1 protein-coding gene is annotated in these 17,802 nt (G+C 48.2%); it reads left to right on the top strand.

Going from position 1 to position 17,802, the window contains the following annotated elements; all coding sequences use genetic code 11:
* Window positions 1–72: 72 nt before the first annotated feature.
* Window positions 73–17,793 (top strand): amino acid adenylation domain-containing protein, encoded by a 17,721-nt coding sequence (locus tag AC1DFM_RS17990; protein ID WP_477078126.1) that lies wholly within the window; start codon window positions 73–75, stop codon window positions 17,791–17,793.
* Window positions 17,794–17,802 lie beyond the last annotated feature (9 nt).

Below are 17,802 nucleotides of genomic sequence, written 5' to 3'. Positions count from 1 at the left end.
CATTCAGCGATTGCGCTATACTGTTCACAACAAAAATGTATCACAAACACAGATTATAAATTGCCGTACTTTATGGAGAATTTACCGCAACCCCAAACGTTGTCCGAGATATTATTGCGGATGAAGGATGTTAAAGAAAAAGGTGTCACTTTTATTTCGGGGAGTAATAACGAAGAGTTTCTTTCTTATCAGCAGTTGTATACAAAGGCGGTATCCTGGCTGGGGTTTTTGCAGGACAGAGGGTTGAAACCCGGTGATGAGCTGGTATTACAGGTAGAAGACCATAGAACATTTTTACAGATCTTTTGGGCCAGCATTCTGGGTGGTATTATCCCGGTGCCTGTAGCAGTAACCTACCAGGGCGAGAATGCACAGAAGCTGTTTAAAATACGCTCGTTTTTAAATAACCCGACCTTATTTATCAGTGAGGCTCACCACGAAAAATTAACCACGATTGCATTTGCAGATAATACTGTTGAAGAACATCGTTTTGAAAAAGTATTGTTTACCGAAGCGCTGGAGGGGTATACCGGCGCTGGAACCATATATCCGGCAACACCCGATAGTATTGCGTTTCTGCAATTTTCCTCCGGTTCTACCGGTAACCCCAAAGGGGTGGTGTTGACGCATAAAAATCTCGTCACCAATATTTATGCCGCGACGTCTGCTCAGCAGGTCAATGAAAACGATAGCCATCTTAGCTGGATGCCACTCACACATGATATGGGATTGATTGGTTTCCATCTTTATCCCATGGGCATCGGTGTAGATCACTATCTCATGCCTACTGATTTATTTATCAGACATCCCTTATTATGGCTGCAGAAAGTGTCTGAACATCGTGTAACGATTACTTGTTCGCCCAACTTCGGATATAAATATTACCTGAATCAGTTTACGCCTGAAAAAGGAAAAGGGTTGGATCTTTCCTGTGTAAAAGGTATGTACAATGGCGCCGAGCCTGTATCGGCCTCATTGTGTCGCACGTTCATAGATACGCTTCGGCCATTTCAACTGCATCCATTGTCGATGTGCGCTGTGTATGGACTGGCGGAGGCAACGCTGGAGGTGACCTGGCCCGGCTTACGCCAACCACTCAGAACGATCCATGTTCATCGGGATGCCCTGACACTAGGGAAATCTGTCACCATACAACGGTTGAATGAAAATTTGAAAGACAGCACGGAAATCGTAAATGTGGGACATGTGATTGATGGCGTGGCTATGCGGATTTGTAATGAGCAGGAAAGGGAGCTGGAAGATGGCCATTTGGGTATCCTATGGATAAAAGGAGATGCGGTAACCAGTCGTTACTACAACAACGATGCTGCTACCAAAGCAACCATCTCAAAGGATGGATGGCTGAATACCGGCGACACAGGATTCATCCTGGATGGTGATCTGTTCGTCATAGGCCGGGTGAAGGATATCATTTTTGTGAATGGAGGCAATGTGTATCCACATGATGTAGAAACAAAGCTTGAACAGCTGGATGGCATAGAAACCGGTAAGGTAGTAGTTTGTGGGGTACCGGATGAAGAAACAGGGTCTGAAGCGGTGGTGGTATTTCTGTTACACAAATCTTCTGTTAAGAAATTTCTACCTGTGATTGGTCAGGTAAAAAGATTTGTAGCTGCCAAACTGGGGCTCGATGTAAAACATGTGCTGCCGGTAAGAAAAGTACCTAAAACAACCAGTGGTAAAGTAAAACGTTACCTTTTTGCGGAGGACTACCGGAAAGGCGTATACGATGAAATTTTGCGCGAAATAGCGCTGGAGGATAGACAAGAGCAGGAAACCATAACACTACCGGTTGCAGCTCCGGCTGCGCCGGTTGTTAGTCAGCAGGAGGTGACTGTTATCCGTCAATGGCTGATACAGTGGCTGCAACAGCGGCTTAAGCTCACTGCCGCGGATATTGCTGCAGAAAGATCTTTTGCGGAGTATGGTGTTACCTCTATGCAGGCCGTTTTACTGGCTGCGGATCTGGAAACCTTATTAGGTGCACCTATTGACAAAACGGTCATCTATAATTATTCTACAGTAGCTACGTTGTCCCATCATCTTGCAGCTACCGGAAAAGTGCCGGTTACCGGAAAAAACGAAACGAATGATGCCCGTAAAGTAACAGACAACCGGATTGCGGTAGTAGGTATTGGTTGCCGTTTTCCCGGCGGTATAGATACGCCGGAAGCTTTCTGGGACTTATTGTATGAGCAGCGTAGTGCCATCACCATTGTTCCGCAGCAGCGCTGGAATGTGGATGATTATTTTAGTGCGGATGAAGATGCGCTGGGGAAGATGTATACCCGTACAGGTGGTTTTATAGATCAGGTAGATCAGTTTGACCCGTTGTTTTTTGGGATCTCTCCAAGAGAAGCCGCTGGTATGGACCCTCAGCAACGTTTATTGCTGGAAGTTTGCTGGGAGGCCCTGGAGCATGCCGGTATTAAGCCATCTGCTTTGAGGGGAAGCGATACCGGTATTTTCATTGGTATGGGTACCGATGATTATCAACAGATGGTTCATCATCATACGCCGCCTGCGTTATTTGAAGATGCCTTCAGTAGTCTGGGATTAGAAAGAAGTGTTGCAGCAGGGCGGTTAGCGTATGTACTGGATTTTCATGGTCCGGTGATGCAGTCAGATACCGCTTGTTCCTCTTCGTTACTTAGTATACACCAGGCTTGTCAGCACCTGTTGCTGGGCGAATGTTCGCTGGCGCTTGCCGGTGGCGTAAACCTGATGCTGACACCGGATACTACCATCCGCTTATGCCGGATGAAAGCATTGTCGCCTTCCGGTCAATGTAAAACTTTTGATGATAGTGCAGATGGTTATGTGAGAGGAGAGGGCGCCGGTATTGTTGTGTTAAAGCGCCTCGACAAGGCCGTGGCAGATGGAGATAATATTCTGGCAGTGATCAGTGGTTCGGCGGTGAATCATGATGGCGCCAGCAACGGGCTCACGGCTCCCAATGGCATCGCACAACAACAGCTGATAGAAAAAGCATTGGAGCAGGCCGGCGTTGCGGCACATACGGTGCAATATGTAGAAACACATGGTACCGGCACTAAACTAGGAGATCCGGTAGAAGTACAGGCGCTTCAAGCGGTTTATGGCCGTTCCCGTCCAGCAGACCAGCCATTGCTGGTGGGGGCGGTGAAGACAAATATCGGACACCTGGAAGCAGCTGCTGGTATTGCCGGGTTTATAAAAACGGTATTAAGCCTGCAACATCAACAGTTGCCGGCCATATTGAATTATCATACGCCTAACCGCTTTATTCCCTGGAAAGATATTTCCGTGAAAGTGGTAGATAAGCCGGTAGCCTGGGAACCCGGCAGTGATGGCAGAAGAGCCGCTGTCAGCTCATTTGGATTAAGCGGTACCAATGTACATGTGCTCCTCGAAGAAGCGGTTGTTACTACGACTGTTCAACCCGAGAAAACGCTGCGACCCGCCTATCCCTTGTTATTATCTGCTAAAACACCGGCAGCACTGAAGGAACTGGCTAACAAATACGATGCGTTCTTAGCATCGTCGGTGGCTGATATAGCTGACATCTCTTACAGCAGCGCATTCACCAGGGATGCTTTTCCTCATCGGGCTGCATTGGCGATTACCGATAGGCAACAGGCGCGGGAGCAGTTGCAGGCATTTATTGCCAGCCCTTTTACCAGTCAGGTGGTAACAGGAAATACGCTGCAGCCACAAGGGCAACTGGTATGGTTGTTTAGCGGCGGAGGCTCCCAATACTGGGGTATGGGGCGTGACCTTTATGAAAATAATTCCATCTTCAAAAATATTATTGATCACTGTGACGGCTATCTGAAAACCTGCTGGGGCATGTCTTTAACGGATCTTTTATATAAAAAAGATAAAGACGAAGCCAACAGGATTTTACTACAGATGACCTATTTCCAGCCAGCTATTTTCGCGATTTCCTGCGCATTATCTGCCGTATGGAAATCATGGGGTATCACCCCGGATATTGTAGCAGGGCATAGTGTAGGCGAATATGCTGCCGCTTATGTAGCCGGCGTATTTAGTTTGGATGACGGCCTGAAACTGGTAACAGAAAGGGCCCGGTTGATGCAGTCAGTGAAAGAACCCGGCGCAATGGCTACCATTTTTGCTGCGGAAGCGATGGTGTCAGAAGCGATCAGGCCTTACGAAAATGACCTGACTATTGCCGCTGTAAATGGTCCGGCGCTGACTGTTATTTCTGGCAAGAAAAAAGCGATTGGTGCTGCGTTGCAATCCCTGCAGGCAGCGGGCGTCAACGGCCGGGAACTGCTGATTGCACATGCTTCTCATTCTCCGTTGATGGAGCCGATGCTGAAAGAATTCCGGGAGGTAGCGGAAAAGATCACGTATCATCCGCCTTCCTTGCAGCTGATATCAAACGTAACGGGTAATGTGGTGAGCAATGAAGTCACCCATGCCGATTATTGGTGCCGGCATATTGTGTTGCCGGTGCAGTTTTTCAAGAGTATTCAAACCATTAATGCCCTGGGAGGCCAGGTGTTGATGGAGTTAGGACCACAGCCTAACCTGCTGTCGATGGTACAGTTATCAGCGGCTTATGAGGAAGATTGCCTGTTGCCTGCCATGCACATGGACAAGTCTTCCTGGAGTACCATGTTACGCTGTCTGATGTCACTCCATACAAAGGGGATACCGGTCAACTGGTCTGCGTTTTACGATAGCCCCGGTTACCAGAAAGTATCCTTACCCACTTATGCATTTCACCGGCAACCTTACTGGATTGATGTGGAAGCAACCATCCCATCTCTCCCTGCCCCTCATACACATAAATCACCGGCTATGACGGAAACAAAACAAGCACCTGCTGATCAGCGTGCAGCTATATTGGCGGATGTAGCTGGTATATTTGGTAGTCTTCTTAAAATGCCGCCAGCAGACATTAATATTTATACCCGTTTCCTGGAGCTGGGTGCAGATTCACTGATATTGGCCAGCGCGGTACGCAAAATAGAAAAGAAGTATGGCCTGAATTTTACGATCCGCCAGTTGTTCGAAACAGTGACTTCCCTGGATCTGATGGCCGTTTATATTCTGGAACATTCCACCAATTTACCTGCGCCGGAAGTAGCGGTTATAGCAGCACCTGCAGCACCTGTGGTGAGTACAGCGCCTTCAGCGGCATTGTTACCCGCAACTAACCTGCCCGTTGCCACTGTTAATGCAGATCCTTCCCTGACACAACGTCTTTTTAATATCATGGAGCAGCAGCTGCAATTGCTGTCTATGCAGCTGGGAGGTGCGCAGTCACCACCCGCAGCAGCGTTGCCGGTATCTGTTCCCGCACCCGCATTCCAGAAGAATATCCTCCCTGACAACACAAAGGGAGCATTGCCACAAAACGGGACGATCAGTGAAGCGCCTAAAAAGCATGCGTCCATCTTTCCTAAGATGGAAAAGAAGCCCGGACAAACTGGTTATACCGCCGCTCAACAGGAATACCTGGATGCTTTTATAAAGCGGTATAATGAAAAAACAAAAACATCCAAAGCTCTTACACAGCAATACCGGCCAGTGCTGGCAGATAACCGTGCTTCAGCAGGGTTCCGTTTCTCCACAAAAGAATTAGTATATCCGATTTTGGCAGCCTCCTCGCAGGGCGCTACCATTACGGATGTAGACGGTAATAAGTACATTGATCTGGCCATGGGTTTTGGGGTAGATCTGCTTGGGCATTGTCCGCCTGCAGTGATGAAATCCCTGCAGGAACAGTTGCAACAAGGGTTTCAACTGGGGCCGCAAACACCGCTGGCAGGACAAGCCGCTACGTTGGTAACAAAGCTGACCGGAATGGAGCGGGCCAGTTTCCATAACTCAGGAACAGAGGCGGTAATGACTGCCATCAGACTGGCACGTACGGTAACAGGAAGAAAGAAGATTGCGGTGTTTGCAGGCGCTTATCATGGCCATTTTGATGGTACCCTTGCTGCACCGGAAGATCTGGAAAGAACCCATGCAGGCGTGCCCATGGCGCCGGGTATTATGGAGAATATGGTGGCAGATGTGCTGGTATTTGATTATCATCATCCGGATGTAGTGGAACATATCAGGGCGCATGCACATGAGCTGGCAGCCCTGGTGGTAGAGCCGGTACAGAGCCGCCGTCCCGGATATCAGCCCAAAGCATTGCTGCATGAGTTACGCCGTATGACGGCAGCAGAAAATGTAGCCCTGATCTTTGATGAAATGATCACCGGCTTCAGGATTCACCCTGGCGGCGCTCAGGCACATTTTGGTGTACGGGCAGATCTTGCCACGTATGGAAAAATTGCCGGCGGCGGATTACCTATTGGCATTATTGCCGGCAGCAGCCGGTTTATGAGCGCATTAGACGGTGGTATATGGCAGTATGGGGATGATTCTTATCCGGCAGTAGACACTACTTTCTTTGCAGGTACTTTCTGTAAGCATCCGCTGAGTATGGCTTCCTCGCTGGCATTGCTGCAGGAGCTGGAACGGAGAGGACCGGCTTTACAGCAACAACTGAATATACGTACTACCCGTTTGGTACAGGATATATCTACCTTCTTCGAAGAAAATAACGTGCCGATACAGGTACATAGTTTTGGTTCGCTCTTCTATTTTGCCATCAACACTAACATGGATCTGTTCTTCTATCACCTCCTGGAAAAAGGGGTGTATATATGGGAAGGACGTACCTGCTTCTTATCTGATGCACATTCAGAGGAAGACATCGATTTTATTGCCAAATCTATCAAAGATAGTATCCGGGAGCTGCAACAGACGGGCTTTTTACCTACGCCTGCTGCTACCATCGAACCGGTATCTGCACAGGTAACGGCAGAGATGTTGAATAGCGGACCGTCGCCAGTGATGCTGGAACAGCGGCCGGCACGCATCCCCGTTTCGTTTAGCCAGGAACGTTTGTGGTTCGTGCATTTGCTGGAAGGCAGTGTACAATACCACGTTCCGATGTTGTTAAAGATAAAAGGCACACTGAATACAAGTGCGCTGCGTTATGCGTTGCAGGATATTGTGAACCGTCATGAGATTCTTAGAACCGTGATAGATGCCAGTGGTGATGAAGTAGCGCAACATATACTTGATAAAAACCGCTGGGGGCTAGGAATAACAGATGTAGATTTTGATCAGGAAGATGCCAGCGCTTTGTCTGCCTATATTACTCCGCTCATAGATCAACCTTTCGATTTGCAGCAGGATCATATGCTGCGCGGTGAGTTGTTGCGTTTTTCAGCAGAAGAATATCTGTTGGTGCTGACTGCACATCACATCTCTTTTGATGGATTATCAGCCGACATTATTTTATTGGAATTGCTGGAATTGTATGAAGCCTATATCAACGGCAGCAAGCCCAATTTAGCGCCACTCCGCTTTCAATACGCCGATTACGCCATATGGCTGCGTTCTCCGTTGGTGACCGGCCAGCTGGATGAAAAACTCAACTACTGGAAAGAAAGACTCGCCGGCGTGTCGCCAATAAATTTACCGCTTGACTATGTACGGCCTGCGATACAAACCACCAACGGTGATATTGTAAGATTGCCGCTGGACAAGGATTTGATCAACCAGGTATTAAAGCTTTGCCCGCAACAGGAGGTAACGTTATATATGTTATTGCTGGCCACTTTTAAAGTGCTTTTATATCGCTATACCGGTCAGGAAGATATTTGTATCGGCAGCCCTACCGCAGGCAGAATGCACGAAGACACAGAGGCGTTGGTCGGTTTCTTTGTAAATACGCTGGTGTTGCGTAGTGACCTGAGTGATAATCCTTCTTTCGCAGCATTGTTACAACAGGTAAAACAAACGTTGTTGTCGGCCTATGAATACCAGGAAGTCCCTTTTGAAAAAATAGTTGGCGCCGTAGTGAAGAACCGGGAGCAGGACAGAAACCTTTTACAGCAGGTGATATTCGGATTGGAGAAAACCCCGGACTTTACTGCATTGAAACTGGGTGATACAACGTTGTCGCAGCAGCCACTGGGCAGAACCACCACAATGGCGGACCTTAATTTTTACATACTGGAAAATCCGGATGGTTCACTGGTGGCCAATATAGAATATTGTACAGACCTGTTTAAGAAAGAAACCATTACGCGGATGCTGTTGCATTATGAACAGCTGCTGCGCGCAGTGGTGGTATCGCCGGAGGAACGGATTGGGGCATTGCCGATGTTAACGGTAGTGGAACAACAACTATTGACGGCAGGATTTAATAATACCGCCACGACTTATCCAACGGACAAAACAGCCATTGCATTATTTGAAGCACAGGCTGCCCGTATCCCGGATGCTGCTGCATTGCTGTTTGAAGATGCAGCCCTGAGCTACCGGCAGCTGAATGAACAGGCGAGTCAGCTGGCGCATCACCTGCAGCATAATGGTGTGAAAGCCGGTGCACTGGTACCGGTTTGCATAGAACGATCCCTCGGTATGATTGTCACTATACTGGCGATTATGAAAACCGGCGCCGCTTATGTGCCCATTGATCCGGACTATCCAACAGACCGTATCAGTTATATGCTGGATGATACCAGGGCGAGTGTGCTGGTCAGTTCCAGGGCTTGTGCCGCGAAGCTGCCGGTAAAAGATTTTTTGCGCATTATTATTCTGGAAGATGAGTTGGAGTTGATAACAAAGCATCCTGTTATTTCACCGGCAACCGTACTCCGGCCGGAAGATCTGGCTTATGTGATTTATACTTCCGGTTCTACCGGTAAGCCCAAAGGTGTAATGATTGAACACCGAGGTTTGGTGAACCTGGCATTGAGCCAGCAGGAAGCATTACGATTGAAAGAAGGGACCCGTTCACTGCAGTTTGCGTCATTAGGTTTTGATGCATCCTGCTATGAAATATTCAATACGTTATTAAGTGGTGGTACACTTGTACTACCTACTAAAAATGATTTGTTGTCTGCAGAAAATTTTGCAGCATTGGTAAATAAACAACAGGTAGAAGTAGTTACGCTGCCGCCTTCGTATCAGCATACTATCAAAGATGTACTGGGACCGGTTAAGACCATTGTGTCTGCCGGTGAAGCCATGATGCTGGAAGATGCAAAAGAAATGATATTGGGGGGCATCAGATTGATCAATGCTTACGGGCCCACTGAAAACACGGTGTGTACCAGTCTTACCGACCAACCTATTCTTGAAAATGATGTAGTAGTCATCGGTAAGCCCATTGCCAATGTGCAGGTGTACGTGCTGGATATCAATGATGGTCTGGCGCCGTTGGGCGTTGCGGGTGAGATATGTGTTGGCGGTGCTAACCTGGCGCGTGGTTACCTGCACCGGGAAGAGTTGACGGCAGAGAAGTTTATATCTCACCCATTCAGCAAAGTACCCGGCAGCAGATTATACCGGACAGGTGACCTTGGTCGCTGGTTACCCGATGGAAATATTGAATACCTGGGTCGTAAAGATGACCAGGTAAAGATCCGTGGCTATCGTATAGAGTTGGGTGAAATAGAAAGTGTGATGCTGAAGTGTGCCCTGATCAGCCAGGCGGTAGTATTGGCGAAAGCGGATGATACGGGCAATAAACGCCTCATCGGTTATGTAGTCCCCAATGGTGAGTTTGACAAAGCCGGTATCATTACTTACCTGAAAGATTGGTTGCCGGACTATATGATTCCGGCGTTACTGATTCCGCAGGATACATTCCCGGTAACGGTAAATGGAAAAATCGACCGGAAGGCATTGCCTGATCCGGATGTAACGGAGTCACGCAGCAGTATATACGAAGCTGCCCAGGATGAGATGCAACAAGCTATGGCGGGTATCTGGCAGGAATTGCTGGGCGTAGAACGGGTAGGGATACACGACAATTTCTTTGAGCTGGGAGGTGATTCTATTATCATCATCCAGGTAGTAAGCCGGGCCAGGCGTTTGGGATACATGCTGCAGGTAGGAGATCTGTTTACCAATCCCACTATTGCAAAAATTTCCCGGCTACTGGCATCACAACAAAGTATAGCGGAGGCGCCGGCAGAAACGGAACAGGAAGGTAGTATCGGACTATTACCCATACAGGAGTGGTATTTCGGGAAAAATAATACCGAGGCGCATTACAACCAGAGCATCTTACTGACGGTAGATAAAAAAATAGTACCTGCACGGATATCAGCCGCCATCGCGGCCCTGACGCGTTATCATGATGCGCTCCATTATACTTACCGGCATAACGGGGAGGGATGGGAGCAGCTGGATGGCGCACAGGAAGGCACTTTGGAGGTGATAGATCTGCAGGCGATAGCACCGGAGAAACTGGCAGAGCACATACAACTGCATGGAGAAAGCATACAGGGAAGTCTGGATATAAAACAGGGCAAGCTGTTACAGGCGGCGCTGCTGCTGACTCCCGCCAGTGAATCACATAACCGCTTGCTGTTGGTGATTCATCACCTGGTAGTAGACGGTGTGTCCTGGCGTATTATGCTGGATGATCTTCAGCTATTACTAAAGAAGGCCACTGTAAATAATGAGCTGGAAGTATTGGGAAGGAAGAGTAGTTCTTATCGTCAGGCTTATGAAGCCTTGCTAAAGTATAGCCGGAAAGACAGGTTGCTGAGTCAGCAAAGTTACTGGCAGCAAATAGTACAGGGATACGTTCCTTTACGCACAGCTACTGATGATGAAGGTGAGATCACGATGGCGGATACCGGTTTGCATGTAGTGCGCCTTAACGCCAGCCAAACACAACGCCTCCTGAAGGAAGTACCTGGTGCTTATCATACAGAGATCAACGATATTTTATTAGCGGCGCTGGCGCTCACCTTAGCGGAATGGAACAGCAGTGCGGCAGTATCCATTGGCCTGGAAGGACACGGGCGGGAAGATGCCCTGTTAGGTATTGATACCAGTCATACTGTGGGTTGGTTTACCAACTTATATCCGGTACTCCTGCAGCTCCCTGCAGACAGTTCACCGGGTAGCCTCCTGAAGGACGTAAAAGAACAACTCCGCAAAGTAGCCGATAAAGGGATGGGTTATGGTGTGCTGAAGTACATCAACAAAGCAGATGATCTACAGGGCAATGATCCCTGGGATATCACCTTCAACTATCTCGGGCAGCTGGATAACATCACTAACGTGAATGGCTACTTGAATATAGCGGAGGAAGCAGCCGGCAGCATGACGGGAGCGGACTATCCGGTACAGGATAAATTATTTATAAACAGCATTGTACAACAGGGTGAACTGGTGATGGAATGGGGATATAGTGTCCTGCATTTTGCACCTGCTGACATAGCAGGGCTGGCGGACAAATATTTCCATCATCTGGACATCCTGATTGCACATTGCGTGTCACAAACGGAATCTTATTTTACCCCGGGGGATTATGGATTGAGTCATGATATCAGCAATGAAGCGTTGGACAGGTTCCTGGATACACCGTACAAAGGTGCACCCAGACGCAATCAGGTAGCCGGCTTATACCGGCTCAGTGGTTTGCAGGAAGGTATGCTGTTTCATAGTCTGTATGATAAAACTGCCGGCGGATATATTGATCAGTTTACCTGCGGTGTGGGTGAAATGGATCTTAGTTTATTCCGGGAAAGCTGGGCACTCCTGTTCCGGCAGCATAGTATTCTGCGAAGCGCATTTTACTACGACGAATTCGCTATACCGGTACAATGTGTTTATCACGAAGTGAAACTGCCGCTAACGGTACTGGATTACCGTCAGTTGAGTGGATCAGCGCAGGAAGAGGCGGTGGCAGCCTATGAAGCCGCCGAACGGAATGAAGGATTTGATTTTTGGGTAGCGCCATTGCTGCGTATTGGCCTCATACGCTTAGGAGAAGGTCGCTACCGGATGGTATGCACCTTCCACCATATTTTACTGGATGGCTGGTCATTGGCCGTATTGGTGGAAGAATTACTGAATACCTATGAAGGGTTGGTAAAAGGGAAGGCGATAGCAATACCGGCAGAAGAAGATCGCTATGGAGATTACATTCAGTACATGGATCGTCGGGATAAGGAAGTGGCTACCAATTACTGGCAGCATTACCTGACGGGGATGGATACTGGCAGCCTGTTACCGTTTATTGATAGCACTGCTGACCGTAATAAAGGAATTGGTACTTATAAAAAAGAAATACTAAGCCTGGAAGGACCGCTGGCAGAAGCGATCCAACGATACGCGCTGGCGCAACGTATTACGGTAAATACCTTGATGCAGGGCGTATGGGCGTACCTGTTACACCACTACACCGCGCAACAAGCGGTTACTTATGGCGTCATTGTTTCTTGTCGCCCGGAAGATTTACCCGGAGTAGAGAAAAGGGTAGGGTTATACATCAATACCTTGCCGCTCCACGTGAAAGTACCTGAAGCAGGAAACATCGCCGGGTGGTTACAGGAGCTGCAAACAAGCCAGCACCAGAGCAGAGAGCACCAGTATACGGCGCTTAACCAGATTCAACAACTGATTGGTTTCACCGGGGATTTGTTTGACAGCATCCTCGTATTTGAAAACTACCCGATCAGTGATGAGGTGTTTGCGGGGCACTGGAGTTTGCGTATCGACAGCTTTAACACCAGCGAACAAACCAATTATCCTTTGGTGGTAATGGTTACCCCCGGTAAAAAAGCCAGCATTGAGTTTGCCTATAATGCGGCGTTGCTGGAAGTGGCGTATGTGCAGGAAATTGCCGCACATTTTGAATATGTATTACAACAAATAACCTATGCCAATATTAATCAGCTGTCGGAATTATCGGTGCTGAAAGCTTCCGAAGTATGGCAGCTGCAAACACGTGCTGCCGTTAGTTATCCGCAGGATAAAACATTCCCCGAACTGTTTGCCGCACAGGCAGCGCTGACGCCAAAGGCAACCGCTGTTGTGTTTGAAGATACACAGCTGACTTACAAGGAACTGAATGAAAAATCAAATCAGCTGGCGCATTACCTGCGTAAGAAGGGGGTAAAAGCTGGTTCATTGGTGCCGTTGTACCTGGAGCGATCTGCTGCTATGATCGTGGCTATATTAGGGATAGTGAAAGCCGGTGGGGCCTATGTACCCATTGATCCGGATTTTCCGGCAGACCGTATTGCCTTTATGCTGAAAGATACCCGTGCAGAAGTGGTGGTGAGCAACAATGCCGGTAAGGCTAAACTGCCCGCTGATATAACCGCGCATGTTGTGACACTGGATGGTGACGCCGCAGAAATTGACCGTTGGAAAGCGAAAGCAGTGCCTGTACCTCCTGCACCTGATGGAGCTTTGTATGTGATTTATACCTCGGGGAGCACCGGTAATCCGAAAGGTGTGGTGATTACCCATCGTAATCTGGTAGATTACCTGTATGGGCTGAAAGCCGCATTGCCGGTAGATGAATGCCGTTCCTTTGGGTTGCTTTCCAGCATTGCTACGGACCTGGGTAATACGGTATTGTTTACTCCCCTGATTTTGGGTGGTGCTTTACATGTGTTTTCTAAAGAGATGATCAGCGATGGAGAATTATTGTGCGATTATTTTTCTGCCCACCCGATAGATAGTATCAAGATAGTGGCTTCTCACTGGAAAGCATTGTCGGCTTCCGGCCGGTTATTGTTGCCGGAGAAATTACTCATTTTTGGAGGGGAAGCGCTGGAAGCCGCAGTGGTAAATAGTATCCGCGCTTATGGCTCCAGCTGTACCATCGTGAATCACTATGGCCCAACGGAAACGACTATAGGAAAATTATTGCATGTAGTAAATGAGACAACTGCCTATGGCCACCACATTCCAATTGGTAAACCATTTTCCAATACCAGGGTATATGTGCTGAATGCTGCCGGTAAGTTATGCCCGGCAGGGGTTCCGGGTGAATTGTATATTGGCGGTGATGGTGTATCGGCCGGTTATTTAAATAATGAGGAGTTAACAGCAGACCGCTTTATCGCAGATCCTTTCGACGAAGCGGCTGCTTCAAAATTATATCGTACTGGTGACCTGGTAAAGATTTTACCGGATGGCAATATTCTGTTTGCCGGTCGTGCAGATGACCAGGTAAAGATTCGCGGTTATCGTGTGGAACTGGGTGAAGTAGAAAAGGCGTTACTACAAACTGGCCTGGTTAGCCAGGCCGTAGTAGTGGCGCGCGGAGAAAGCAGTGGCAGCAAACGCCTGATTGGCTATGTCATCGGAGAAGGGGAGGTAGACCGGGAAGGGGTGTTGACGCATCTGGGAGAACACTTACCGGAATATATGATTCCTTCTGCATTGGTGGTATTGGATAGTTTTCCATTACTGGCCAATGGTAAAGTGGATAAAAAATCGCTGCCGGACCCGGATAATACTACTATTACAGCGGGATATACCGCGCCGGTAAGTGAGGTAGAACAAATATTGGCGGGTATCTGGTCATCTTTATTGGAGGTGGAACAGGTAGGTGTGCATGATGATTTCTTCGCATTGGGCGGTCACTCGCTGCTGGCCATACGCGTAGTATCCGCTGTTCGGAAAGCACTCGACGTAGAAGTGGCGATCGGTGATGTATTTGACTATCCTACCGTAGCATCATTGGCGGTGCGGTTAGGACAGCATTCCGATGCGGCTACCGTTCCGCCTATTGTCAGGTATGAACGTCCGGCTCGTATTCCGCTTTCGTATAGTCAGGAGCGTTTGTGGTTTATAGATCAGCTGGAAGGGAGTGTACAATATCATACGCTGGCAGTATTGCAATTAAATGGGAACCTGCAGGTAGAAGGATTAGCAAATGCCCTGCAAACAATCGTGAACCGTCATGAAGTACTGCGCACGGTCATTTTGCAGGAAGCGGGAGTACCTTACCAGCATGTGCTGGATAAGGATGGGTGGCAGTTAAAGGTGATAGATGAGGCTATCTATAAAGAAGACAACCTCGCATTGCAGACATATGTACAATCGCTGCTGGCGATTCCATTTGAGCTGCATGCAGATCATATGTTGCGTGCACATTTGATCGTCACCGGCCCTGCGGCATACCTGCTCGTGTTTACGCTGCACCATATCGCTTCCGATGGCTGGTCTACCGGCATCATCGTGAATGAGGTGGCGGCATTGTACGCTGCCTGGGTTGCGGGCCAGACGGCGGAGTTAACGCCTTTAAACATTCAGTATGCGGACTATGCCATCTGGCAACGGAATCATTTGTCCGGAACGTTGCTGGACAAAAAAATAAATTACTGGAAGGAGAAGCTGCAAGGGGTTGCCACGCTGCAATTTCCAACAGATTATCCGCGTCCGGCGATACAGAGCACCCGCGGCGCCATCAAAAGTTTCGAGCTGGACAAAGCCTTATCACAACAGTTACAGGAATTGTCGCAGCAACAGGGTACCACACTCTTTATGACTTTGCTGGCTGCTTTCAAGGTACTACTGTACCGTTATACCGGCCAGGAAGACATCTGCATAGGCAGCCCGATTGCCGGCAGAACGCAGCAGGAAGCGGAAGCACTGATAGGGTTCTTTGTGAACACGCTGGCATTACGCAGTGATCTGAGTAATGATCCATCCTTTGCTACTTTGCTGCAACAGGTGAAACGCACTACACTGGGCGCCTATGAGCACCAGGAAGTACCATTTGAAAGGGTAGTGGACGCCATCGTGAAAAAACGTGATCTCAGCAGAACACCGCTGTTCCAGGTGATGTTTGAATTGCAGCATGTGCCGGAGAGTGCAGCATTACGGTTAGAAGATCTGCAGTTATCGCTGGAAAAAACAGATCCGGCTACTACACAGTTTGATTTTACTTTTTCCATAACTGAAAGCAGTACCGGCTTAGCGGGAACGGTGATGTATTGTGAAGATCTCTTTACGGAGGGAACTATACAGCGCCTAATCAGTCATTTTGAACAATTGCTCAAGGCAGTGGTGCATGCGCCGGCCGCCAGGATCAGTACATTCGATATGCTGACACCGGCAGAGAAGGAACAACTGCTCGTAACGTTTAACGATAACATCGTTGCATGGCCGGAAGCCGAAACCATTCCGGGACTCTTTATCAGGCAGGCGGCCAATACGCCGGATGCGGTGGCGTTGGTATTTGAAGGCACTCAACTCTCCTACAGAGAGCTGGATGAGCGCTCCAATCAACTGGCGAATTATCTGCAGCATAAGGGTGTACAGGAAGATACCCTGGTGCCTGTTTGCATAGCACGTGGTCCGGAAATGATTATTGCGATACTGGGTATTATGAAGGCAGGTGGCGCTTATGTACCGGTAGATCCGGAGTATCCGGCAGAACGTATCAGCTATATGCTGGAAGATAGTAATGCCACTGTGTTAGTCACCACCAATGATCTTCGTCAGCGGATACCGGCTAGAAAAGGGTTACATATTGTTGCACTGKATGCCGACAATGTTGCGCTGCAAAATGCTCCGGTTACAGTGCCGGCCACTTTGCCTGCACCTCATCAGTTATCGTATGTGATTTATACCTCCGGATCTACCGGACAACCCAAAGGGGTGATGGTAGAACACCGTGGTATGCTGAATCATTTGTTTGCCAAAATAAATGACCTGCAGATTAATGATAAAACCAGGTTAGCCTATACTGCGTCGTACACATTTGATATTTCTGTATGGCAGATGTTTGCCGCACTTGTTTGCGGAGGCACGACCGTGATCTATACAAATCAGCTCCTTTTCCAGCCATCGGCATTTTTACAGTCTATTGCCAAAAACAATATCAGCATACTGGAAATAGTGCCTTCCTATCTGGCTATTATTTTACAGGAAGAAGCAAATATTAAGACCAGCACCCTACAATACCTGTTGGTGACTGGCGAAGCGGTGAGCCAGTCGTTACTGAAACAATGGTTTAGTCATCCCGTATTCGGTAAAATTCCGGTAGTCAACGCCTATGGCCCCACAGAGGCCTCTGATGATATCTGTCATCATATCATGTATCAGACGCCATTGAGTGCAAATGTGCCGTTAGGTAAGCCGGTGCAGAACCTGCGTATATACGTGCTGGATGCAAAAAAACAATTATGTCCGGTGGGTGTGATCGGGGAGATATGCGTATCAGGTGTAGGCGTATCGCGTGGTTATCTCAATAAAATAGCATTAACAGCAGAAAAATTCATTACAGATCCGTTTACCACTGACCCACAGGCCCGCATGTACTGTACCGGAGATCTGGGCAGATGGCTCCCTGACGGTACTGTTGAATACCTGGGCCGTATAGACGAACAGGTAAAGATCAGCGGCTTCCGTATAGAGCTGGGCGAAATAGAAAGTGTTTTACAACAATCAGCCTCCGTGCATCAGGCGGTAGTACTGGCAAAAACAGATGATGGGGGCCTTAAACGGTTGGTGGGATATATTGTCCCTACTAACACATTCGACCGGGAAGAAATGTATGCCTGGCTGATGGAACGGTTACCGGAATTTATGATTCCTGCCGTGTTGATACCGCTGGATAAACTACCACTGACAGATAATGGAAAGATTGATAAGAAAGCATTGCCGGAGCCGGATATCAGTGCATTGTCGTCCACCATATACGTGGCGCCTTCCAATGCTACTGAACAGGTGCTTACCACTATTTGTGAAGGCTTAATGAACCTGCAACGGATAGGGGTACACGATAATCTTTTTGAACTGGGTATGCATTCGCTGTTGGTAATGCGGTTGGCTGCGGCAGTACAAAAGGAGTTCGGTTTACAGGTATCTGTCAGAACATTTTTTCAACTGGCCACCATCGCGATGCTGGCTAAGTATATCGCTGTTAACCAGGAGGATACTGAACAGGAATTTGGAAAGAGTAAGACCATCACGCTGTAATCAGTTTAC

It is taken from the genome of Chitinophaga sp. 05T412, assembly GCF_056396465.1.
This window is presented reverse-complemented; position numbering and strand designations above follow the sequence as displayed.